The following is a 23,328-nucleotide window of genomic DNA, read 5'->3' as shown; positions in this document are numbered from 1 at the left end:
CCGGATCCGAAGTATGAAGAAAACGATGAAGAATAAAAAATACGCCAAGCGGGATCTCGAAAGGGATCCCGTTTAGCGTATCTAATATTCAGTCTCGCGTATACCCGTCGATTGTTTGACACTTACGGAAGAGTCGCTATGCTGGGGAGGATATCGGACAGGCGATACGTCCGGACAGACGTATGGAATCAAAGGGGAATTGCGGTATGAAACGACTGATCCTGCTTCGTCATGGCGAAAGCGAATGGAATAAGGAAAAACGGTTTACCGGCTGGTCGAATGTGAATCTGAGTCCAGAAGGACACCGAGAAGCTATAGAAGCCGGTAAAAGGATGAAAGAAGAAGGCATCCAGATCGATCGGGCCTTCACTTCGCGGCTCAAACGCGCCAATCAGACGCTCGATCATGTGCTGAATGAACTCGATCAGAAAGAAATGCCGGTAACGCGCAGGTGGCACATCAATGAGCGAAGCTATGGGGCGCTGCAGGGTCACACCCAGGCGGAAACAATTGCCAGATATGGAAAAGCCAGAGTGGATGCCTGGCGCAGCAAACTCGACGCAAAGGTACCACTGCTCGATCCAGATGATCCGCGCACCCCTGGACAGTCTTCGGAATATGCGGATGTACCGAAAGAACAGCTGCCGCTTGGCGAATCTATGCAGATGGCGATGGATCGAATCGTTCCGTTTTACAGGGAACAAGTCGTCCCCTGTCTGGAAAAGGAGCAGACCGTACTGATTGCGGCGCATGGAAACATCCTTGGCGTTTTGCTGAAATATTTGATTGAAGACGCCAATAAGGACTTGAAAGACGTCGAACGCGATCTTGGCATTTCCCTGATCTATGAACCGCCAACGGGCGTTCCGATGATCTGCACGTTTGACGAGAAGGGAAAGCTGGACAAAATTGAGTGCCTGGCGGATCCGGAAGAAGTTGCAAAGCGTGCCGGACGAATCGGATAGGTAAGCTCGATCCAGAAAAGCGAAAACAGACAGAAAACTTGAATAAAAATCGAAGAATAGCAGAAGAATAGAGGCCCCGGATCCTGTCTATGGATTCCGGGGCCTTGTCTGTATGGAAGAGAATTTAAGATTTCGGTATTCTGGGTCGAATGAAGAGGGCAAGGCTATGACCAGAACCGGGCATAAAAAAACGCACCCCGAATTGGGTGCGTGATTTACAAAGTGGTGGTCTCTGTCGGAATCGAACCAACGACACAAGGATTTTCAGTCCTTTGCTCTACCAACTGAGCTAAGAGACCACATGGTTGCGGGAGAAGGATTTGAACCAACGACCTCCGGGTTATGAGCCCGACGAGCTACCAGACTGCTCTATCCCGCGATGTGCTTAGATATAATAACCGAAAGGATGACTGGATGCAAGAAATTTTATCACTTTTTTCAGAAATCAATCGGTGCTCCTGCAACAACATTCCTTAAGGACTGTAGGTAACTGGTGGACCCTGCAGGACTTGAACCCGCGACCATCCGGTTATGAGCCAGCTGCTCTTACCAACTGCGCTAAGGGTCCATGAAAAATAAAACATAAGAAATGGTGGCTAGGGTGAGACTCGAACTCACGACCTTCCGGGTATGAACCGGATGCTCTAGCCAACTAAGCTACCTAGCCAAAATAATAAAATGGTCGGGACGACAGGATTCGAACCTGCGACCCCCTGGTCCCAAACCAGGTGCACTACCAAGCTGTGCTACGTCCCGATAAATGGCGCGCCATGCAGGAGTCGAACCCACAACCTTCTGATCCGTAGTCAGACGCTCTATCCAATTGAGCTAATGGCGCAAAGTTTGAATATGACTTGAAAATCTTTATTGCTGTCAAACAGCTTATTCATACTATAAGAAAAACCTCTGAGATGCAAACAGGAAAAACAAAAAAAAGAAAAAAATAAAATATAGAAGGCTATAAAATGAGAACGTAATACGAATTTATAGCCGAATGGACAGAAAGCACCGGCAGATCCAGGCCGCTCTGCCCCTTGTGGAAGAGGGCTTGTGTCCTGCGGTATACTGAAAAGATAGAGGAGTGATAAAAATGCTCAAAAAAGAACAAGTAGAAGTACTCCTGAACCGCGCCATGAAATCGGAAGCGGATTTTGCGGAGATTTTTGAAGAAGAAACCCACACGCAGTCGATGACGCAGCTCGATGACAACGTTGAGAATATCAGCGCGAGCGTACGCGCCGGAGCGGGGATTCGTCTGTATAAAGGAACTTCATCGGTTTACGGCTACACCGATGAAATGGATATGGAAGTTCTCGAGGGCATCGTAGACGATCTGCGAAGCGCCATCGGGAAAAAAGAAGAGGGAAAAAACGTCGTTCTGAATGAACTGAGCCGGGCGGAAAACATTTCCCCAGTCGAACAGGACCCGTTCAAGACGGAAGACGAGAAAAAACTCGCTCTGCTCGATCGGGCCATCAAGACGGCCCGCGGCTATGATGAACGGATTTTTAAAGCCAGCGCTTCGCTGTCGTCCATTCATCAGGACGTGCAGATCGCCAATTCGGACGGTCTGTTCAAGGCGGATACAAGACAGAGAAGCCGTATGGCCGTTCAGGCGTATGCGCGCGAAGGCGACAATGTGCAGTCCGCCTACACTGCACCGGGCGCTTCCAAAGGCCTCGAATATTTTGAAGGTGACCATTCGCCAGAAGAGATGGCGAAAGAGGCGGCTCGAATTGCCCTCGTACTGCTTCGCGCCAAACCGGCGCCCAGCGGTGTGATGCCGGTCATTATTGATAACGGCTTTGGCGGCGTCATTTTCCACGAAGCCTGCGGCCATTCCCTTGAAGCGACCAGCGTCGCCAAAAAACTTTCGGTATTTTCCAACCGGAAAGGCGAAAAAATCGCCAGCGAAAAAGTCAGCGCCTGGGACGATGGAACGATTCCGGGCGAATGGGGTTCCCAGAACATGGATGACGAAGGCAACCCGCAGCAGAAACGACTGCTGATCGATCACGGCGTTCTGACCCAGTACATGGTTGACCGTCTTAACGGCCGCCGCATGAATACGCCGTCTTCGGGAAGCGGCCGTCGCGAATCGTACAAGTACGAACCGACTAGCCGCATGAGCAATACGTTCATCGCACCGGGAACGGATAAGAAAGAAGACATGTTCAAGGACATTTCCTTCGGTCTGTACTGCCGTTCGATGGGCGGCGGTTCGGTCAATCCGAACACCGGTGAATTCAACTTCGGCGTAAACGAAGGCTACCTGATTGAAGACGGAAAAATCACCGATCCCGTTATCGGCGCCATGCTGATCGGAAGCGGTGCAGAAATTCTTCAGAACATTGATATGGTCAGCGACAACCTGGAACTCGCGCAGGGTATGTGCGGATCGGTTTCCGGATCGATTCCGACCAATGTCGGCCAGCCGGCCATCCGGGTCAGCTCCATTACTGTAGGAGGTACCGCAAATGAATAAGCAGGCATGGATTGAACGGTCAGCCCAGCTTGGACTGGAAGGCCTCGAAATCGCGCAGACGCGGCAGACGTCCCGTTCTCTGCAGTGGTTTGACCATACGATGGATTCGTTTACGACATCCCGTATTCTTTCCACTTCGCTGCGCGCCATGGCCAATGGAAAAATCGTTTCGACATCGCTCGAAAAAATCGAAGACGAAGACATGGACGAAATTCTCGGTCAGCTTCGCGATAATGCCGACCGCATTTCGGAATCGGAAAAGGACGTTCTTGTCGGACCGATGGAATGCGAAGAGACCATTTCGAAAAAGACCTGGAAACCGGCCGATCCGGCGCACATTAAGGAAGTGCTCGCGTCTCTGGAAGACAAGCTTCTGGCTGCCGACAGCCGCGTCAGTCTGGTCAATGAACTTTCTTTTGAAAGCGCCGAAGTGAGCAGCGAGCTGACCAACTCGCTGGGGACGGAAGTGTCCAGCGCCTACCAGTATCAGGTGATCGCCGCGCAGATTACGATGCGCGATAACGGGGAAGTATATGACGACTACCGTGTAGAAATCGTCTACGATCTCGATGATTTCGATCAGGACGCGTTCGTAAAGCGTCTGGTTACGCGCGTGCAGGACCAGATCGGCGCCAAATCGCTGAGCAGCCGCACCTGCAAAGTCATCTTCAACAACGAAGCCATGTCGACGCTCTTCTCCTGCCTGGAAGGGATGTTTTACGGTACGTCGATCGCCCGCGGCATTTCGCCGTTATGCGGCAAGGTCGGCCAGAAAATCTTCTCGGATCAGATCACGATCGTGGACGATCCGCGCAATGAAGACGCGCTCTTCTTACGGAACTATGACGACGAAGGCCGTCCGACATATACAAAAACAGTCGTTCGCGACGGCGTTTTTGAAACCGTTCTCCACAACACCAAGTCTGCGCTGAAAATGGATGCCGAATCCACCGGCAACGGATTCCGTTCCGGCGGCGGTGCAACTACCGTTTCCAGCATGAACCTTTATATTGTGTCGGGCCCGAATTCTTTTGACTCTCTTTTGAAAAAAATGGACAATGGTGTAGTGATCAGCGAACTTGCGGGAATGCATGCCGGCATTGATTTTGTCAGTACGAACTTTTCTTTACAGGCCAAGGGCTATCTGGTGGAAAACGGCCGGAAAGTTCGTCCGCTGACTCTGATTACTGTAGCCGGAAACTTTATCGATCTGATGAATCATGTAGAGGCTGTCGGCGATGACCTGAAATGGGAAATGCGCAGCACAGCCGCTCCATCCATTCTCTTCGAGGAAGCTGCTGTTGGAGGAAATGAAGAATAATTATGGAACAATATCAGAACGACATTCTGCTCGAAGCGCTTGTCCGAATGAAGGAAACCCATGCGGACGAAGACCTGCTCAAAGCAGGACAGGCGCTCATGGATACCCGTGTGTATGTCCCTGCCAAATGGGATAAGGAACCGACCAAACTGGAGAACGGAAAAATTCAGTTCCCGAAAGATGCCAAAATGGCATTTATGACGGCTGCAAGTCAGGACGGAACGAAAATGTTCCCGGTATTCACCAGTGTTGCCGAAATGAAAAACGCTTTCGGCGAACCGGGCGTAAACTGCCTGCTGCTTTCTTCGGAACAGTTCCTGCCGATGGTAAGAAGCGCGAAAGGCGATGTCGACGGCATTGTCGTTGACCCGGCTGGCGTAAACGTACGCTTCCCGTCCGATTTCCTGATCGGTTTTGCGGATGCCTACAAGACACCGCTCAAACAGGAAAACCTGGCCCAGAACAGTAACGTATACCTGCGCGACCTTACGGGCGACCAGCAGGATCTCGAAGCGGCTCTGATTTCAGCCGGCTTCCATGACAAGGCGATCAACGCCATTTACATGAAGGAGCGTCTGAAAGATCCGAACAAACCGGATACAACGCTGTTCATCCTGGTGGATGCCAACGAAAAAGACACTGGTATTTTCACACGTCTGACTGCGGCCATCCGCGGCGTCGTAAAAGATCAGGAACTCGAATTCATGTTCAGCGATTCCAAGCTCGGACAGGATATCGCCCGTACTTCCAAACCGATTTACGTGCGCGCGTTCTAGTTTAAGACCCATCGCTGCATCTAAAAAACACTCAAAAACCGAAAGCTTCTGTGCAGGCGTATGCGAATCTCTGCACAGAAGCTTTTTCGTTTGCGTCTCGAAAAATCTCAGGCAAAGCAATACCTTTTCGAACGAAGATGACTAGAGTAGAGGGTCGATATCGACAGGAGCTCTCCCATGGTGCGAAAAGATGGGAGCGTCTGTCTCGAATCTCCTGGATCGGTATCGTAGACTTAGATTTCCCAGAAAAAAAAGGAGGAAATACCTATGAACGCAAACCTTGCCAGATCGGGAAAACACTCAGCTTCCAGAGTCTGGGAATGGACGGCACTGATTTCCGGAATCGCAGCCGTACTCTGCTTTGGACTCTTCGCCCTGATCGGCTCAACACTGGATGCCCAGGGAGTTCTTCATGAACCTTTCTTCCTGGTCCCCTGCGGCTGGGCGCTTCTCTTCGTATGCCTGGCCAGCGCGGTTGCAAGCTTCGCCGCAAAATGTTCCAGAAGCCGCTCGTAAGCCGCATACCGTATTGATCCCGAATGATATGTCCCTCTTTCTGGAGGGATTTTTTTATGCCCGGGCGCAGGACAAATCGTCTTTTCCGGAACGATTTTTCTGCCGCCGGAGGGTGTACAGCTATTCCGGCTTAAACCGAAAATGCAGAGATCGTCACGGGCATTTCCCCGTGATAAAGTGAAAACAGCCGCATGATAAAGTGAAGTCAGAAATTTAGGGCGCAAAGCTATACAGAAAACGAAGAAAGGAGCCGTCGATATGGAAAAAGAAATCGGAAAAAAAGAAGACACGCTCAATCCCGGGGCTGCATGCCTCTTTCAGCTGCCCATTCCTGAGCCGGTACAGAAGGTACTCGATACGCTGAACGCCAATGGCGAAGAAGCGTGGCTGGTCGGCGGCTGCGTACGCGACAGCCTGCGCGGGATCGCGCCAAACGATTATGACATCACGACGACGCTCCGTCCCGAACAGGTGATGGCCCGTTTCGAACACGTCGTTCCCACGGGAATCGAACATGGCACCGTTACCGTTTTGCAGGACGGCTGTCCGATCGAGGTGACGACGATGCGTAAAGAAGGGACGTATCGCGATCATCGCCATCCGGACGCGGTTTCCTTTACCCGCGATATTCGTGAAGATCTCGCCCGCCGCGACTTTACCATTAACGCCATGGCCTATCATCCCGAAAAAGGGCTGATCGATCCGTACGGCGGTATCGATGATTTGAAAAAACGCCAGATCCGGGCGGTCGGCGATCCGAAAGGGCGTTTTGAAGAAGATGCCCTTCGCATGTTTCGCGCCTGGGCTTTCGCGGCCCGGCTTCAGGGCACGATCGAAGAAAACACGCTCAAAGCCATTCATGAAAAAAGCGCTCTTTCTTCCACACTGGCTGCAGAGCGCGTCGCGCCGCTGATCGAAACGGTTCTGCGCGACGATCCACGCCTGATCGAACCGATGGCGGATCTGCTTCGACCCTGGATTCCGGAAGTGGAAGTAATGGCCAGTACGCCGCAGTGTACCCCGTATCATTACGGCGGGGTGCTCACGCATACCATCGATGTGCTGCGCTATTTGCCTCATCGCGATCCCGTTCTGCTCTGGGCGGCTTTGCTGCACGACTGCGGCAAGCCGGATGTGCGCTTCCACGATGAAAACGGCCGCGACCATTTCCATGGTCACGAACAGGCGTCGGCCCGACACGCCAAAGTCATTCTTTCCCGTCTTAAGCTGCCAAAACAGCTGCAGAAAGACGTGGTGAAACTGATCCCGGATCACGATACGTTTTTTCGACCCGCGTACCAGAGCCTCTATCGAATCCTGGTCCAGAAAGGATATACCAAGGCACTGTTTGAAAAGCTGATGGATTTGCAGGAAGCCGACATTGAAGCGCACGCGACCAAGGACCGACGCGAACGCCTTGACCTCTTCCGCGCCTATTTTGAACAGGAAAAGGACAGGCATCCCTTTACCATCGCCGAGCTGAAAATCAACGGCGATGACGTCATTGCCCAGACGCATCTCCAGGGCAGTCAGCGCCGGGATGTTCTTCTCGAAGTGCTGCATCAGGTCATTCTCCATCCTGAATGGGAAACCCGAGAAGATCAGCTTCGCCTGCTCAGATCGGCAGAAAAAGTCGTACGCAATGCCCAGAAGAGCAAGTAAGGCACTGCAAGGCTCTGTAACACTCTGTAAAGCTCTGTGACACTTTGTTTTGGTTTTTGTTTTGTAAAAATGGACGACGGTTCATGCGTCATTTCATGGCTAAGGAACACCGTCTGGATGAAGAAAGCAATCAGGCGCCTCAAAAAGGCGCCTGAATTTATTAAAATGGGGTACAGATTGTATGGTCCAGGCCGGATTTTAAAATCCCGGGCCATGCGGGAAAGATTTAAAAAGAAAAAAGGGGAAAATTATGAACGGATTTCTTGTGGCTTTAATGATTGTCATGATCGTGCTGCTGGCGCTGGTCGGCTACGCGGTGTATTCGCTGATGAATTCAGTCAGCGATCTGTATCACATCGTGGAAAAGGACGGCGACTACAAGGAGATTCATCTGCGGCGCATGGGCAGCCAGCTGGAACAGGTACGGCTCGATACGAGTTCTGCCCGCGAACGCTCGGAAGATCTGGCGGATGAAGTCCATTCCATTACCCAGGTCATGGCCAACGCCAAACGGCGCGGGACCTGGGGCGAATACCAGCTGGAATCCATCGTACGGACGTATCTTGGGGACAGTCCGTATTTGTACAGCACGCAGTACCATCTGAAAAACGGACGCATCAGCGACGGCGCCTTTCATATGCCGCAGTCCGATCAGGTTCTGTGCATTGACTCGAAATTTCCAATGGAAAATTACCTGCGGATGTGTGAAGAACCCGAATCGGCGGAGTATTATGAAAAAGAATTCAGAAAGAATATAAAGAAACACATCGACGATGTAGCCGATAAATACATCACGGAAGAGACGCTCGATGAAGCGCTCCTCTTTATCCCCAGCGAAGCGGTTTACGCCTACCTTTGCGGGGAAGGAGCGATGCTGCAGCAGTACGCGCTCTCCCGCCATGTGCTTCTGGTTTCGCCGACCACGCTTTGCGGCGTCGTCTTCTCGCTGCAGGCATCGGCGCGCAGCTTCTACCGCGCGGCCAATATGGAAGCGTTCGAAAAGGAAGTCCGTTCGCTGGAAATCAAGGCCACCATGCTTTGCGAAAACGCCGGCAAGACGTGCCGTACGAGCGCCCTTTTACAAAAACAGCTGGCCGCTCTGCAGGAAAGCGCGGAAAAGCTGCTCGCGCAGATTTCGCAGAACGCCGATCCGGTGTTCAGCGACGATCAGAGCTTTTACGATTTTGACGGCGAAGACTAAAAAGATACTGCACTTTCGACGAATTCTTAATTTTGAAGATAGCTCCAAAGGCATAGGCAGCCATCGCAAAACAAAATAAAACAATGGAAAATGCGTGATTCGAGGAAATGGAGGGGATCATTACCAGCATGAAATCCATGAGTGAACTAGCACACGACTTTCTTCTGGACGTCCTTCATGAGCAGGCGATCTGCGTGGACGCAACGCTCGGTCTGGGCCGGGACTCCCGCTTTTTTCTTGATCATCGTGCGGCGCATGTCTTTGCCTATGAAGTCCAGCCGGAGCTCTATGCGGCCAGCTGCGAAAAAATGACTGGTCCGCGCATTACCGCCTGGCTGCATTCCCACGAATTTATGAAAGAAGACCTTTCTGAATACGAAGGGCAGATCGATGCGGTGATCTTCAATTTTGGCTATGACCCCCATTGTCTGCACGGCGTATCCACTCTGCCAGAAAGTTCTGTAAAAGCCGTGAACGCCGCGGCAGATCTGCTTCGGCCCAAAGGCCGGATGGCTCTGGTTTTCTATCCGCTCGCGCCAGGCGATCAAGAACGAAAAGCGGTTATGGAAAGCCTTCTTTTACGTGACGATCTCGAACTGCTCGAGTGTCGGCGCCCCGATCGCGAAGCCTGTCCCGTTCTGCTTTGCGTTATCAAACGATTTTCAAAATCCGCATCCCGCCCGGACGTTTGAAGGAATATAATCTAATCAGGATACTAATATCAAAAATATTCAATAATAATAAGCATAATAAACGAAAAAAAGTGCCAAAAGCGCTATAACCTGAGTACCGGAAAGAGCCCCCGCTTTCCAGCACAGATGATCCGAACGCGAGTCTTTCCCTTTGCCTGATTGTCAAAGTTTCCCGTTGGGAAGCCCGCCTTGCGTTCTGGGGACAGGCTGCAGGCAAGCCTGAATGCCGCTGCGTCATACAGCGAAACGGGAATAGGTACTGAATATGGATAATACAAATCACAAACGTGTAGCGGTCACCAAGTCACAGCTGACCCATCACTGGCAGGAACGTCTGAATGGAAACAATCTGACCGAAATGGTCATGCGCTATAAAGACGCGGATTACTTCCGCCGCAAAGATCCGACCCTCGATCCGGAAACTAAGATTTATGAGCACATCGTCAAGGAATCTGAGCCGGGCGAAGGCCATCTCAACTGGGGGCACATTACCCTGTATCCGGGCAAGGTGGATGACCAGTACTTCTGCACGAAAGGTCATTTTCACGTCAATCCGGATGCGGAAGAATATCTGCTCTGCATGAAAGGAACCGGTCTGGTCATGTTCCTCAGCCGCGACGGCGAATGCTGGTGCGAAGAACTGGAAGAAGGCAGTCTCCACAAGATTCCGTCGAACATTGGACGCCGCCTGATCAATACCGGCGATGAACCGCTGATGCTTTCGCAGTGTCTGCCGAGCAATGCCGGCTTCGATTTCGATTCAATCGACGAACATCCCTTCACCTGTCATGTCTATGACGACAACGGCGAACTGGCCATTGAAGTGGATGTCGAAGATACTCCGGAATCCGTGGACGCGCTCCAGGAAGAAGACATTATCGCCTTTTTAAAGTCGTAGGATTTCAAGTCCTGAGAAATCGGGACTTTTTCTTTTGCCGAAAAAACATCCGCAAACCGCAGCAGGAGAGCGGAAAATCCACTAAGCGAAACGGCACCAAATTTTACTTTTTTCCGTACTGAAAATAATTGTGTGCTATCCTTTCGTATACAAATGGACGCCTGTCCTTTTTACAGCACGTTTTCGTGGAGGCGTTCACCGACAAAAACGGAGAAATTCGTCCGTTTGCACGATCAGGAGGTACACGATGGAAAAGACACTGTCCGCCGGCAATCCACTAGGCACCGAGAAAATTTCGAAGCTGCTGTTTCGCTATTCGTTCCCGTCCATCATCGCGATGCTGGTGAGCTCGCTCTACAACATCGTTGACCAGATTTTTATCGGCCAGGGTCTTGGCTATCTGGGCAACGGCGCGACGACGGTCGTCTTTCCGCTTTCGACCATCTGTCTGGCAATCGCCCTGCTTTTAGGCGTGGGTGGCGCGTCCTGCTACTCGCTGCAGCTGGGCGAAGGACGTCCGGATGAGGCGGCAAGAACGGCCGGAACGGCGCTCAGCTTCATGTTTTTAAGCGGGCTGATTTATCTGGTTCTTGGCGAGCTGAGCATTACGGCTCTGCTGCCGGTTTTTGGCGCCACCCCGGAAAACTACGGCTACGCGCTCGAATACTCCCGCGTCATTTTGCTTGGCATGCCCTTTCTCATTGTCAGCAACGGCATTTCCCAGCTTTGCCGGGCGGACGGTTCGCCTTCCTTTTCCATGTTTTTCATGGTGGTCGGCGCTATTGTCAACTGCATCCTGGACCCGATTTTCATTTTCGTCTTTCACTGGGGCATGGCCGGTGCGGCGTGGGCGACGATTATCGGCCAGATCGTGAGCTTTGTCATCGCACTCTTTTATCTGCCGCGCTTCAAGCATGTGCATATGAATGCGGACAGCTTCAAAATCCGCATGGCGCCGCTGAAGAAAATCTGCAACCTGGGTATGGCTTCAGCGCTCAACCAGGCGGCGGTTCTTGTGGTTCAGATTTTTCTGACCAACATGTTCAAGTACTACGGGTCCCTGTCCGTTTACGGCGCCAATATTCCAATCGCGGCCAGCGGTGTGGCCTTCAAGCTTAACGGCCTCTTCATTTCCGTCATTGTCGGCATTGCGCAGGGCCTTCAGCCGATTGTCGGCTACAACTATGGCGCCGCGCAGTATGGGCGCGTGAAGGAATGCATGGTCAAGGGTCTGATTTCGGTCGTCGTTTTAGGAACGCTTGTCGAAGTGCTCTTTCAGTGCTTTCCCAGACCGCTCATTCTTCTGTTTGGAACCGGCGATGAACTGTACGTCCGCTTTGGTGTGATCATGCTTCGCGTATACCTGATGGGCATCTGCATCCAGGGCGTTCAGTCGCTCAGTTCGACGTATTTTGCGGCCATCGGCCAGCCGGGCAAAGGGGTGTTTGTCTCCCTCTCCCGCACGATCATTTTCTTCATTCCGCTCGCCTTCGTCTTTTCTTTGATGTGGGGAATTGAAGGACTGGTCGTTTCCCAGCCGATCGCCGATCTGCTTTCCGCTCTGCTCGCGTTTATTCTCGTGCTTCGCTCATGGAAGCAGATGAAGCAGCTCAAGGAAGGCGTCATCGAAAACCGGTTTTAGGCACAGAGCTCTCACTTTCGGAAGGTTTTCCTCTTTCCAGAGTTCTGCAGGAGTCTTTGAAAATTCAATACTACGCAAAAATGGTCTTTTCCTCTCGCCCGATTCGGCGACTGGAAAAGACCATTTGTTTTTTTCTTTTTCAAAATGGTGAGGACTGTCCTGCCTTTGGCTTCCGCGTTTGGAGCGCTCAGTGTCTGGCTGAGCCCGACTTTGCGGTTCCAGTTGGAGTGCTTTCTGGCGCGGGATTTCCCTTCGGTTCATCTTCGACTTTGACGAGCGCCTGACGAATGCGGTGTCCCTGAATGCGCCGGATCTGAATGGACAGCGGTCCGATGCGGGTTTCAAGCTGGCTGCCGTCTTCGGGAATGTAGCCCATGGAGCCGAGCACGTAGCCGGAGAACGTTTCAAAATCATCAAGGTGCAGGTCCATGCCCAGCGCCTTGGACACATCGTCCAGATCGGCTTCGCCGTTAATGCGCCAGACGCCGCGCGGAAGCCGGACGATATCCGCCTGCCGCTTTTCTTCCTCTTCGGACAGATCGCCGAAGAGCTCTTCGATAATGTCGTGCAGGGTGACCAGACCAACGACACCGCCGTATTCGTCGAGAACGATGGCGATGTACGTGTGGCGCTGCTTCATCATGCGCAGCAGCTCATCGGCGGTATTGCTTTCGGCAACGAACAGCGGCTTGTCGACCGCGTGATCGAGAATGGTTTTCTTGCCCCAGCCGTTCAGACGGAAATAATCGCGGGTATCGAGCACGCCGACGATATCGTCGTCGCTTTCGTTGGTGATCGGATAAAACGTATGCCGGTTAGCCATGATGATCTGCTTCCACTTGGACGGATCTTCCTTCATGGACAGGCACACCATATCGGAACGGTGGGTACAGATTTCATCGAGCGACGTGTCGTTGAGATCGAGCGCGTTTTCGAGTACTTCGCGCTGTTCTTCCATTTCCGGAACCGAGGAAGCCTCAATCAGACGGACGAGTTCATCGTCGCTGTCCGCAGCTTCTTCCGGCAGCCAGAAAAACAGCTTGAGCAGCGGTTTCTGCAGGGAATTCATGCTGGCGGAAGAAAAGTGAATGCGTTTGGAAAGATGCACCCAGATCAGACCAAGTATCAGTTCGATCGCCATGAGAATCCAGAAGGAAGCCGGGCCGTTGAGCACCGCCGCTACCGCAGGCAGCTGGACGAGCAGCCAGGCGCTGAGCACTTGAAAGAGCAGAGCGAGAAAGAGATCCATGGCCGTATAGCGGGCGTCATCTGCCGGCTGCATGGTCAGAGTCAGAAAAAAGAGGGCTGCCGCAAACGAAAGAATGGACAGACTTATATACACCAAGAACATCAGCTCCATTTCCAGAATTTTAAACAGAAGATTGTATGGAAAAATACGATTTTGAAAGTCGATTTTTTCCTGTTAAAAAACGTGTTGTTCCCTCGAAAGGTGAACTGATTATACCATGCACCGGTTTTTTGAAAACGGGCGCACAGAGCGCTCAGAAAAAGCTGGAAAGAAGCGTCATTTTGCGCGTCCGGGCAGAAAAAATGCCTGCTTCCCGAAAAAGCAGGCAAAGAAAACAAAGGAGAAAAGGGAGAAAAGCAATACGATAAAACAGGTTTCGGATCGCGCCGCTAGATGCGCGTTGAGGCGTTTTCCGAATTTGGCATCGCGGCAAGCGAAGGCTGCAAAGAGGAAGAACCCAGGGCGCGCAGCAGCGTCTGCCGGGTGATGATGCCGATGAAGATGCTGCGGTCATCGACGACGGGAACGAAGTTCTGGTGGAGGGCGGTTTCCAGAATGTCGTCAATGGAAACGCTGATGTTGACGGGCGGCATGAAGTCGTCGCGAATCAGGTCGGTTACTGTATAGGATTCGAGCGTCTTTGCATCCGCGCCTTTCTGCAGGATGAACCACAGGAAGTCGCCTTCGCTGACGGTGCCGACGTATGTACCGTCCAGACCGATGACCGGAATGGCGGTATAGCCGTGTTTGTACATCAGTTCGAGGGCTTCGCGAAGCGGAAGATTCTCGTAGAAGAAGACAAGATCTTTTTTAAAGGTGAGATAGAAAATAATGTTATTGTTCATGGAATTCCTCATTTCCAAAATCATTCTAAAAAAGAGATTTCAAAGGATTAGCGCCTAAATATGTGAAGATGACGAAAGCGCATACACGCCAGAAAGGACCCCAAATTTTACGAGACGATTTCGGCGAAATTCGAAATCGCCTTATTTAACGGATAATTGTGCCCGAATAATTCTAAATCTCTGACAACTGGTCCAAAATATAGACGAATGAGAGAAAAAAGAGAGACCACACTCTTCCCATAATCGGAATCAAAGCGGATTTTTCGGGCTTTCTGGCGATGGAAAAGGGGCTGGTCTTTTACGGAAAGGAAACTGAGACGATGAACCCCTTTAATTCTTCTGCGCATCGATTTTCGCACAGAGTGCGAAAACGGGCGAGAACGATGTCCAGGATTTTAAACCGCGCCCTTGTGCTGCTTCTGATCCCGCTGCTGACGGCATGCGGCGCTTCTTCCGTCGAGGATGCAAGCCGGTCGCAAAGTTCGATTTCCATTTCGCAAAGTCAGCAAACGTCTTCCCTGCAAAATGAGTCCAGCCTGTCTTCGCAAAGTTCGCAAACGGCCGCGGCAGACAGTCAAAGCGAGCCGTACGCGCCTGGCTACGACTTTACCGCGGACGACATTCCGCCCTATACCGGAAATCCGGTGGCGATCATACATGACAACGTCCCGTTTTTTGAAGAAAACGAAGAAACGACGCAGGCTTTCCAGCATTACTTCGATCTGGATGCGTTTGGCCGAGCGACTATGGGCTACGCCTCTTTAGGTCAGGAAATCATGCCGGAGGAAGATCGCGGCGATATTTCGTCCGTGCATCCGACCGGTTTTGAAAACAAGGAATATCCGTTTGTGGAAAACGGCTATGTGTACAACCGCTGCCATCTGGTGGCTTACATGCTTTCCGGTCAGAACGCCAATCCGCGCAACCTCATTACCGGAACCCGGACGATGAATACGAAAGGCATGCTTCCGTATGAGACACAGGCCCGGGACTATATTGAACAGACGGGAAACCACGTCATGTACCGGGTGACCCCAATTTACAAAGGAAACGATCTGGTTGCTCAGGGTGTCCTGATGGAAGCCAAATCTGTCGAAGATGACGGAAAGGGACTGCAGTTCTGCGTCTTTGCGTACAACCGCGAACCGGGTGTGGCCATCAATTATGCTGACGGATCTAATGAAGCGGACGGAACCATCGCCGTCGGCGGAACGGGTCAGGAACAGGCCGCTCCTTCTGGCGACGATGCCCAGGCACCCGCCCAGGCTCCGGCTGCCGAAGCGTCCTACGTCTGCAATACGAATACGCATAAGTTCCATCACCCCGACTGCAAGTCCGTCGCGGATATGAAACCGAAAAACCGCAAGGATGTCGTTGCCAGCCGGGATGCGCTGATTGCGGAAGGCTATCAGCCCTGCAAACGATGCAACCCGTAAGTGCGCCCAGTCCGGCAGTAAAAAACGTGAAAAAATGAGGAAACAGAAAAACGGAGTGTCGAAAACCGGTCGGCACTCCATTTTTACTGCGCAGAACATAGTTTCGGATTCGAAGAGATCCATTCGGAAAATGGCGCAGAAGAAGGGAAACGGCAAAGTCCAGAGGCGGAATATTCCTGCAGGAACTGGGATGGCAATTGAATCTTTGACAGTTTTTCAGGTGAAAAAAAGTCTATATCTTCTTTATATAAAGCGAAAATATCCTTTTTAGTTTTTTTGCAAATCTGTAGCTACACATTTTGGTTCTGTTTTCCTGCAGGATGTTTTTTCTTTGCGCAGCCATTGAAACTTTGACAGTTTTTTTTGGCCTAAAAAGTCTGTATTTACTTTATGTAAATCGGATATCGGGCTTTTGGCTTTTGTCGATCTGTAGCTGCACTTTTTGTTCTGGCTTTCCCGCATACCATTCTCCGTTTGTCTGGCGCGGATCATCTGATTTCCCTTTTCCTGCGCAAAGTGGAGTTCCGGATTCGAAGAGATCCATTCAGAAAATGGCCTGGAAGAAAGAAAGCGGTGCAGTCCAAGGGCGGAAAATTCCTGCAAAGACTCGCGTCGCCATCGAATCTTTGACAGTTTTTTTAGGGTAAAATGGATGTATATGCTTTATGTAAAGTGGAAATTTCGTTTTTTACTTTTGCCGATCTGTATCTACGCTTTTGGCTCTGCTTGCCCCTATACCATTTTCCGTTTGCCTGACGCGGATCGTCTGATTTTTCTTTTTTACTGCGCATGGTATAGTTCCTAATTCGAAGAGATACATTCTGAAAATGATCCAAAAGAAGGGAAATGGTGCAATCCGGAGGGGAAAAATTCCTGCAGGGTACGACGCTTGAAATTTGTTTGTCATCCTGCGGGGACTTGCGCTATAATCCAAAAGATCAAATTGATCATCACCATGGATCTGGACATCAGGGAGGTAAGTGAATGAATCCAAAGTCGCTTCTCACTATGAAGGATTTATCCAATCAGGATATCCTCGATATTCTCAATGATGCGAAGGTTTTTTATAGTTCTCAATCAGATTGGCAGGTTCCTGTTTCATCCAGGAAACTTACTGCTAATCTTTTTTTTGAGCCTTCGACTCGTACACACTACTCATTTGAAAGCGCGGAATACCAGCTTGGACTGCAGGCCGCCGACTTCAACCCCGAATCGTCTTCGCTGACAAAGGGGGAAACGCTTTACGATACCGTGCGCACTTTTGAGGCGCTCGGCTACGGTGTTCTGGTCATCCGGAGCGCCCAGGACGAATATTTCCGCGAACTGGAAAATATTGAAGTTCCCATCATCAATGCCGGAGACGGCAAGGGCAATCACCCGACACAGTGCCTGCTCGATCTGCTCACGATTTACAACGAATTTGGCCGCCTTGATCACCTCAACGTGCTCATCTGCGGCGATGTCGCTCACTCCCGCGTTGCGGCCAGCGACAAGGAAGCCCTCGAACGCTTCGGCTCGACAGTCCGCTTTGCGGGACCGAAAGAATGGGAACGCGAAGGCTACCCGTTTGTGGATCTGGACGAAAACATTGAATGGGCTGACGTCCTCATCCTGCTGCGCATTCAGCGTGAACGCGGCGCCCGCCTCGAAAGCCTGAGCGACGAGGAATACCTCAGCCGCTACGGCCTGACGAAAGAACGGGAAAAGCGCATGAAGGATCATGCGATCATCATGCATCCGGCGCCGGTCAATCGCGGCGTGGAAATTGATACCGATCTGGTGGAATGCAGCCGCAGCCGCATTTTCCAGCAGATGAAAAACGGGGTCCTCGTCCGCAAGGCGGTTGTCCGCCGTGCTCTCGGCTTCGAGCCTTTTGGCCGAAGCAAGGCCTGAGCCATAAAAAGCCGGCGAAACCGGCCAGAAACACTTACGAATCCAGGAAAGATAAGACGGAGCCTTCCGTTAAATCTACGATAAATAAGAGAAACCCGAATAAAGGAGGAAATCTCTGTGAACACGAAACCCGCATTTTCCGGGCTTCACCCCATCAAGATCAAGAACGCCCGCATCTTTTATGACGGTTCGCTTCAGAATCTGGAAATGTTGTTTGATCAGGAAAAAATCCTTCAGATCGCGCCAGAAATTGAAGTCGATGACGATGTGGAAATTATCGATGCCAAGGGCCTGGCTGTACTGCCCGGTCTGGTTGATACCCACGTGCATCTGCGCGAACCAGGCTACGAAGCCAAGGAAACGATTGCCGCGGGAAGCCGGGCGGCGGCTGCCGGCGGCTTTACGACGATCTTCGCGATGCCAAACCTTCGCCCGTATCCATCAACTGTAGAGACGATGGAACCGTATCTGGAAAAAATCGCGAACGATGCCGTTGTACGCGTGATTCCGTTTGGAACAATCACCGACGATGAAGCCGGCAGGACGCCGACCGACTATGCGGCGCTGAAAAAACTCGGCATTCATCAGTTTTCGGATGACGGCGTCGGCGTAGCGAGCGGCGATGTCATGCAGGAAGCCATGAAAAAGGCAGTGGAAGCCGATGTGCTCTTTTCCTGCCATACCGAAGACATGAACTATCGCGCGCCGGGCGCTTCGGTGCATGAAGGTCCGTACGCGAAAAAGAATGGCTGGATCGGTATTCCGAGCGCCTGTGAAAGCGCCCAGCTCATTCGCGATCTCGGCTATGCACGCCAGATTCCGGTGGCTTACCATGCAGATCACATTTCCGCAAAAGAAAGCGTGGAAGCACTGCGGCAGGCCAAGCGCGACGGCGTCAACTGCACCGCCGAAGTGACTGCACATCATCTGCTCCTGGAAGACAGGGACGTTCAGGATGCGATGGAAAAAATGAATCCGCCCCTGCGTTCGCATGAAGATCGCATGGCGCTGATTGAAGGGCTGGAAGATGGAACGCTGGATTTCATCGCCAACGACCATGCCCCGCATACGATGGAAGAAAAAACGCGGCCGATGGACAAGGCGCCCTTTGGCATCGTTGCTCTCGAAACCGCCTTCCCGCTGCTGTACACCGAGTTTGTGGACCGCCAGAAACGCTGGAGTCTGAAACAGCTGCTGGAGTGGATGGCCGCAAAGCCCGCGAAGCGCTTCGGTCTGGAAAAGACCGGCGAGCTGCGCGAAGGCTATCGCCCGGATTTCTTCCTGGCGGATTTTGATCGAACCTACACCATTGACCCCGCCGATTTTGAATCGAAAGGGAAAAATACGCCGTTTGGCGGCTGGACAGCGAATGTGTGCGTCATGCAGACGTGGTCGGAGGGCCGCCCGGTATGGACCAGAAAGGATAAATAAATAGAAAGGATAAATAAATATGGAAGACAGACTGCTGATTCTTGAAGACGGCAGCGTCTGGAAAGGCAAGGGCTTCGGCTCCGACAATTTCCAGATCGGCGAGCTTGTTTTCAACACCTCAATGACCGGCTACCAGGAGATCCTTACGGACAACTCCTACTGCGGTCAGATCATTCTGATGACGTACCCCCTCATCGGAAACTACGGCGTAAACCGCGACGACTGGGAAAGCATTGAACCGGCTGCGTTCGGTTTCGTTGTCAAAAATCTCTGTGACGACTACTCCAACTGGCGCGCCTGCGAATCGCTCGACCAGTTCTGCAAAAACGAAAATATCCCAGGCATCAGCGAAGTGGATACCCGCGCGCTGACCCGCCGCATCCGTGAACACGGCACCATGCGCGCGACGATGGCCAATGTCGACGCCGATGTGGACGCAATTGTGAAAACGCTGCAGGAAACGGAACTGCCGCACGATCAGGTAAAGCGCGTAAGCTCCTCCAAGCTTTACTCGGTACCAAACCGCGGACCGAAAGTTATCCTGATGGACTTTGGCGCCAAGCTGGGCATCGTGCGCGAACTGTCGATGCGCGGCTGCGACATCGTCGTTGTTCCGTATAACACCGACTGGAAAACGATCATGAACTTCCGCCCGGACGGTGTCATGCTCACGAACGGTCCTGGAAACCCGGAAGATCTGCCGGAATCGATTGAAACGATCCGCAATCTGATCGGAAAAGTACCCATCTTCGGCATCTGCCTGGGCCATCAGCTGATCGCGCTGGCCTGCGGTGCCAAAACCTACAAGCTGAAATTCGGCCATCGCGGCGGCAACCATCCAGTTGTTGATCTCGAAGACGGCCATGTGGAAATTACCAGCCAGAACCATGGCTATGCGGTCGATAAGGACTCGCTGAAAGGAACGGGTCTGAAAATGACGCATGTCGCGCTGAACGACAAGTCCTGCGAAGGCATGATGCATACCGAATACCCGGTTTTCTCGCTTCAGTTCCATCCCGAAGCCAATGCCGGCCCGAACGACTCCAAGAAAATGTTTGACCGCTTCATGGCGCTGATGGAAGAAGAAAAGGAGAAAAAGAAGAATGCCTAAACGTACGGATATCCATAAAATTCTCGTTATCGGCTCCGGCCCGATCGTCATCGGCCAGGCTGCCGAATTCGACTATGCAGGAACACAGGCCTGCCAGTCGCTGCGTGAAGAAGGCTATGAAGTCATTCTGATCAACTCCAACCCGGCGACCATCATGACCGACTCGGTTGTTGCCGACCAGGTGTACATCGAGCCGATTACCCTCGACTTTGCCAAACGCATTATTTATAAGGAACGCCCGGATGCCGTTCTTGGCTCCCTCGGCGGCCAGACTGGTCTGAACCTGGTTGTTGAACTGGCGGAAGACGGCATTCTCGATGAATACGGTGTCGAAATCCTCGGTACCGACCTTTCCGCCATCAACAAGGCGGAAGACCGCGAACTCTTCCGTTCGCTCATGCGTGAAATTAACGAACCGGTGCCGGAAAGCGACATCGTCCACACCGTGGATCAGGCAGTGGAATACTGCAGAACCCTCGGCTACCCGGTCGTTGTCCGTCCGGCCTACACTCTGGGCGGAACCGGCGGCGGATTTGCGGACAATGAAGAAGAACTGCGCACCATCTGCGATGCCGGTCTGAAAATTTCCCCAGTTCACCAGTGCCTGATCGAGCAGTCGATTGCCGGCTACAAGGAAATCGAGTACGAAGTTATGCGCGATACCAACGACAACGCGATCGTGGTCTGCAACATGGAAAACGTGGATCCTGTCGGCATTCATACCGGCGACTCCATCGTTGTCGCTCCGGTACAGACGCTGACCGACCGCGAAAACCAGCTGCTTCGTTCAGCTTCGCTGAAAATCATCCGCGCCCTGAAAATCTGCGGCGGATGCAATGTACAGCTCGCCCTCGATCCGGAAAGCTTCAAGTACTACGTCATTGAGGTTAACCCGCGTGTATCCCGCTCTTCGGCGCTGGCGTCCAAAGCCACCGGCTATCCGATCGCGCGCATTTCGGCCAAACTCGCAGTCGGCCTGACCCTCGATGAAATTCTCAACCCGATTACCAAATCGTCCTACGCCTGCTTCGAACCGGCGATTGACTACATCGTTTCCAAGTTCCCGCGTTTTCCCTTCGACAAATTCCCGAACGCCGACCGTACCCTCGGTACGCAGATGAAGGCGACTGGTGAAGTCATGTCCATCGGCCGTACGTTTGCGGAATCGTTCCTCAAAGGCGTACGTTCGCTGGAAATGAAAGTCGATCATCTGTACTTAAAGGATCTTGACGAACTGTCCAGGGAAGATCTCGCCAAGCTGATCACAGGCAAGAGCGATCTGCGCATGTACGCGCTGGGCAAATGGCTGCGCGACGGTGGCACGATTGAAGAACTTCACGATATGACGAAGATCGACCCGTTCTTCCTGTGGCATCTCGAGCGCATCATCAACCTCGAATCCCTGATGATGGCAAAACCGATGGATGTCGAAACGCTCGCCATCCTCAAGCAAAACGGCTTCTCCGATTCCTACATCGCCAGAGCCTGGAACGTGCCGGAAAAGGAACTGTATGACCTGCGTCACGCCAATGGCATCGTTCCGGTTTACAAAATGGTTGACACCTGCGCCGGCGAATTTACTTCCGCCACCCCGTACTTCTACTCGACGTATGAGCAGGAAAACGAAAGCATTCCTTCCGACAATAAGAAAATCATCGTTCTCGGTTCCGGCCCGATCCGTATCGGTCAGGGTGTCGAGTTTGACTACGCGACCGTACACTGCGTCGAATCGCTGCGTTCGGCCGGCTATGAAGCCATCATTATCAACAACAACCCGGAAACGGTATCGACCGACTTCTCGATTTCCGACAAGCTGTATTTCGAACCGCTGACGACCGAAGATGTCATGGAAGTCATCGATCTCGAAAAACCGGAAGGCGTCATCGTTCAGTTCGGCGGCCAGACGGCCATCAACCTGGCAGCTTCCCTTGCCGAACACGGCGTCAAGATTCTCGGTACGTCGCTCAAGAGCATTGACCTTGCGGAAGACCGTCATGAATTTGAAGCGATGCTTAAAAAGCTTGATATCCCGCAGCCGCAGGGCGAAACCGCGGTTACCGTTGAAGAAGCGCTCGACATCGCCAAGCGCATCGGCTATCCGGTTCTCGTTCGTCCGTCCTACGTACTGGGCGGCCGCGCTATGGAAATCGTTCACGATGACGATGAACTCGTGAAATACATGGGCAACGCGGTTAAGGAAATTTCCCATGACGCTCCGATTCTGGTCGACAAGTACATCGTCGGCAAGGAGCTGGAAATCGATGGCATCGCCGATGGAAAAGACGTCTATCTGCCGGGCATCATGGAACATATCGAACGCGCCGGCGTCCATTCCGGCGACTCCATTTCGGTCTATCCGCCCCAGACGATCAGCGACGAAGTAAAAAGTACTATTATTGACTACGCCATCCGGATCGGTCAAGGTTTCGGATTCATCGGACTGTACAACATTCAGTTTATTGTTGATCATAATGATCAGGTGTATGTTCTCGAAGTCAATCCGAGATCTTCAAGAACCGTTCCGTTCCTGTCCAAGATTACCGGTACGCCGATGTCCCATGCGGCGACGATGGCGGTACTTGGCCACTCCCTGCGCGAACAGGGCTATGAACCTGGCTATCGTCCGGAAGACGCGCACCGCGTCTTCGTCAAGGCACCAGTCTTCTCCTTTGCCAAGCTGCGCAGCGTAGACACCGTTCTTGGACCGGAAATGAAATCGACCGGTGAAGCGTTAGGCTCCGATATCAACCTTGAAAAGGCGCTGTATAAAGCCCTGGTTGCCGCTGGTATTAAAGTTTCTCCGCACGGCAACGTCCTGCTGACGATTGCGGATGCGGACAAGGAAGACGCACTGCCGCTGGCTAAGCGTTTTGCGACGATCGGTTACGGCATTTACGCCACCCCGGGTACGGCTCGCTTCCTGCGCGAACATGGCCTGTTCGTTCACGACGCTGCCAAGATTGAAAATCAGGGCGGCGATGTGGAATCGGTTGTGGATGTCATCCGAAACGGCCGCGTCAACTTCGTAGTGAACACGATGAGCCGTCATTCGCGCAAAAACGAGGACGACGGATTTATCATCCGCCGCGTGGCTTCGGAAAATAACATTTTCTGCATGACGTCCCTCGATACCGCCAACGCGCTTCTCAAAGTTCTTGAATCCCTTTCCTTCTCGATGATTTCCATGAACGAAATGGGGAAATAA

General features: G+C 52.2%; 18 protein-coding genes and 6 tRNA genes. 16 read left to right on the top strand and 8 right to left on the bottom strand.

Annotated features, from left to right (window positions below; genetic code table 11):
* Positions 1 to 206 precede the first annotated feature (206 nt).
* Positions 207 to 965 carry a 2,3-bisphosphoglycerate-dependent phosphoglycerate mutase gene (locus Afil_RS02415; protein WP_230266928.1) on the top strand — a complete coding sequence of 253 codons (759 nt, stop codon included), beginning with the start codon at positions 207 to 209 and terminating at the stop codon, positions 963 to 965.
* Between the two features lie 223 nt (positions 966 to 1,188).
* Here Afil_RS02415 and Afil_RS02410 read toward each other — a convergent pair.
* From Afil_RS02410 to Afil_RS02385, 6 genes are all read right to left on the bottom strand, one after another.
* A tRNA-Phe gene (locus Afil_RS02410) sits at positions 1,189 to 1,264 on the bottom strand.
* A 3-nt stretch (positions 1,265 to 1,267) separates the two neighbouring features.
* Positions 1,268 to 1,344, bottom strand: a tRNA-Met gene (locus Afil_RS02405).
* 112 nt (positions 1,345 to 1,456) lie between these two features.
* Positions 1,457 to 1,533 (bottom strand) — tRNA-Ile (locus Afil_RS02400).
* Between the two features lie 22 nt (positions 1,534 to 1,555).
* Positions 1,556 to 1,632: transfer RNA gene (locus Afil_RS02395), tRNA-Met, on the bottom strand.
* Between the two features lie 12 nt (positions 1,633 to 1,644).
* Positions 1,645 to 1,721, bottom strand: a tRNA-Pro gene (locus Afil_RS02390).
* A 5-nt stretch (positions 1,722 to 1,726) separates the two neighbouring features.
* A tRNA-Arg gene (locus Afil_RS02385) sits at positions 1,727 to 1,803 on the bottom strand.
* Between the two features lie 252 nt (positions 1,804 to 2,055).
* On the opposite strand from Afil_RS02385, the gene Afil_RS02380 reads away from it, so the two are divergent.
* From Afil_RS02380 to Afil_RS02340, 9 genes are all read left to right on the top strand, one after another.
* On the top strand, positions 2,056 to 3,450 hold the full coding sequence (locus Afil_RS02380) for a TldD/PmbA family protein (RefSeq protein WP_230266927.1): 1,395 nt from the start codon (positions 2,056 to 2,058) through the stop codon (positions 3,448 to 3,450).
* The gene (locus Afil_RS02375; RefSeq protein WP_230266926.1) at positions 3,443 to 4,771 is read left to right on the top strand and encodes a TldD/PmbA family protein; all 1,329 of its coding nucleotides are present in this window, start codon (positions 3,443 to 3,445) and stop codon (positions 4,769 to 4,771) included. The genes Afil_RS02380 and Afil_RS02375 overlap by 8 nt, the downstream gene beginning before the upstream one ends.
* 2 nt (positions 4,772 to 4,773) lie before the next feature.
* Entirely contained in the window at positions 4,774 to 5,547 is a 774-nt protein-coding gene (locus Afil_RS02370; protein WP_230266925.1) for an enhanced serine sensitivity protein SseB C-terminal domain-containing protein, read from the top strand.
* A gap of 267 nt (positions 5,548 to 5,814) precedes the next feature.
* Complete coding sequence (locus Afil_RS02365; RefSeq protein ID WP_230266924.1) at positions 5,815 to 6,063, top strand: DUF3955 domain-containing protein; 249 nt, start codon at positions 5,815 to 5,817, stop codon at positions 6,061 to 6,063.
* Positions 6,064 to 6,321: 258 nt separating this feature from the next.
* Positions 6,322 to 7,725: a CCA tRNA nucleotidyltransferase gene (locus Afil_RS02360; protein ID WP_230266923.1), complete on the top strand. Its 1,404-nt coding sequence runs from the start codon at positions 6,322 to 6,324 to the stop codon at positions 7,723 to 7,725.
* Between the two features lie 250 nt (positions 7,726 to 7,975).
* Positions 7,976 to 8,926 (top strand): DNA recombination protein RmuC, encoded by a 951-nt coding sequence (gene rmuC, locus Afil_RS02355; protein ID WP_230266922.1) that lies wholly within the window; start codon positions 7,976 to 7,978, stop codon positions 8,924 to 8,926.
* Between the two features lie 137 nt (positions 8,927 to 9,063).
* The gene (locus tag Afil_RS02350) at positions 9,064 to 9,618 is read left to right on the top strand and encodes an MnmM family RNA methyltransferase (RefSeq protein ID WP_230266921.1); all 555 of its coding nucleotides are present in this window, start codon (positions 9,064 to 9,066) and stop codon (positions 9,616 to 9,618) included.
* Positions 9,619 to 9,883: 265 nt separating this feature from the next.
* On the top strand, positions 9,884 to 10,516 hold the full coding sequence (locus tag Afil_RS02345; RefSeq protein WP_230266920.1) for a glucose-6-phosphate isomerase family protein: 633 nt from the start codon (positions 9,884 to 9,886) through the stop codon (positions 10,514 to 10,516).
* 247 nt (positions 10,517 to 10,763) lie between these two features.
* A complete protein-coding gene (locus Afil_RS02340) occupies positions 10,764 to 12,158 on the top strand; it encodes an MATE family efflux transporter (RefSeq protein WP_230266919.1) in 1,395 nt (464 codons plus the stop codon).
* Positions 12,159 to 12,345: 187 nt separating this feature from the next.
* Here the strand turns inward: Afil_RS02340 and Afil_RS02335 are convergent, their stop codons facing one another.
* Entirely contained in the window at positions 12,346 to 13,509 is a 1,164-nt protein-coding gene (locus Afil_RS02335) for a hemolysin family protein (protein ID WP_230266918.1), read from the bottom strand.
* 35 nt (positions 13,510 to 13,544) lie between these two features.
* On the opposite strand from Afil_RS02335, the gene Afil_RS02330 reads away from it, so the two are divergent.
* Positions 13,545 to 13,775: a hypothetical protein gene (locus Afil_RS02330; protein ID WP_230266917.1), complete on the top strand. Its 231-nt coding sequence runs from the start codon at positions 13,545 to 13,547 to the stop codon at positions 13,773 to 13,775.
* A gap of 21 nt (positions 13,776 to 13,796) precedes the next feature.
* On the opposite strand, the gene Afil_RS02325 is transcribed toward Afil_RS02330, so the two are convergent.
* Complete coding sequence (locus tag Afil_RS02325; RefSeq protein WP_230266916.1) at positions 13,797 to 14,252, bottom strand: CBS domain-containing protein; 456 nt, start codon at positions 14,250 to 14,252, stop codon at positions 13,797 to 13,799.
* A 383-nt stretch (positions 14,253 to 14,635) separates the two neighbouring features.
* Between Afil_RS02325 and Afil_RS02320 the strand changes: the two genes are divergently transcribed.
* From Afil_RS02320 to carB, 5 genes are all read left to right on the top strand, one after another.
* Complete coding sequence (locus tag Afil_RS02320; protein ID WP_230266915.1) at positions 14,636 to 15,688, top strand: DNA/RNA non-specific endonuclease; 1,053 nt, start codon at positions 14,636 to 14,638, stop codon at positions 15,686 to 15,688.
* Between the two features lie 984 nt (positions 15,689 to 16,672).
* Positions 16,673 to 17,581 (top strand): aspartate carbamoyltransferase catalytic subunit, encoded by a 909-nt coding sequence (locus Afil_RS02315; protein WP_230266914.1) that lies wholly within the window; start codon positions 16,673 to 16,675, stop codon positions 17,579 to 17,581.
* A 117-nt stretch (positions 17,582 to 17,698) separates the two neighbouring features.
* Positions 17,699 to 19,012, top strand: a complete 1,314-nt coding sequence (locus tag Afil_RS02310; protein ID WP_230266913.1) for a dihydroorotase — start codon at positions 17,699 to 17,701, stop codon at positions 19,010 to 19,012.
* A 19-nt stretch (positions 19,013 to 19,031) separates the two neighbouring features.
* A complete protein-coding gene (carA, locus tag Afil_RS02305; protein WP_230266912.1) occupies positions 19,032 to 20,123 on the top strand; it encodes a glutamine-hydrolyzing carbamoyl-phosphate synthase small subunit in 1,092 nt (363 codons plus the stop codon).
* Positions 20,116 to 23,328, top strand: a complete 3,213-nt coding sequence (carB, locus tag Afil_RS02300; protein ID WP_230266911.1) for a carbamoyl-phosphate synthase large subunit — start codon at positions 20,116 to 20,118, stop codon at positions 23,326 to 23,328. The genes carA and carB overlap by 8 nt, the downstream gene beginning before the upstream one ends.

The sequence above is a fragment of the Allobaculum fili genome (assembly GCF_020969955.1).
Classification (GTDB): Bacteria; Bacillota_I; Bacilli_A; order Erysipelotrichales; family Erysipelotrichaceae; genus Allobaculum; species Allobaculum fili.
The sequence above is the reverse complement of the archived record's forward strand: the minus strand, read 5'-3'. Positions and strand labels throughout refer to the sequence as shown.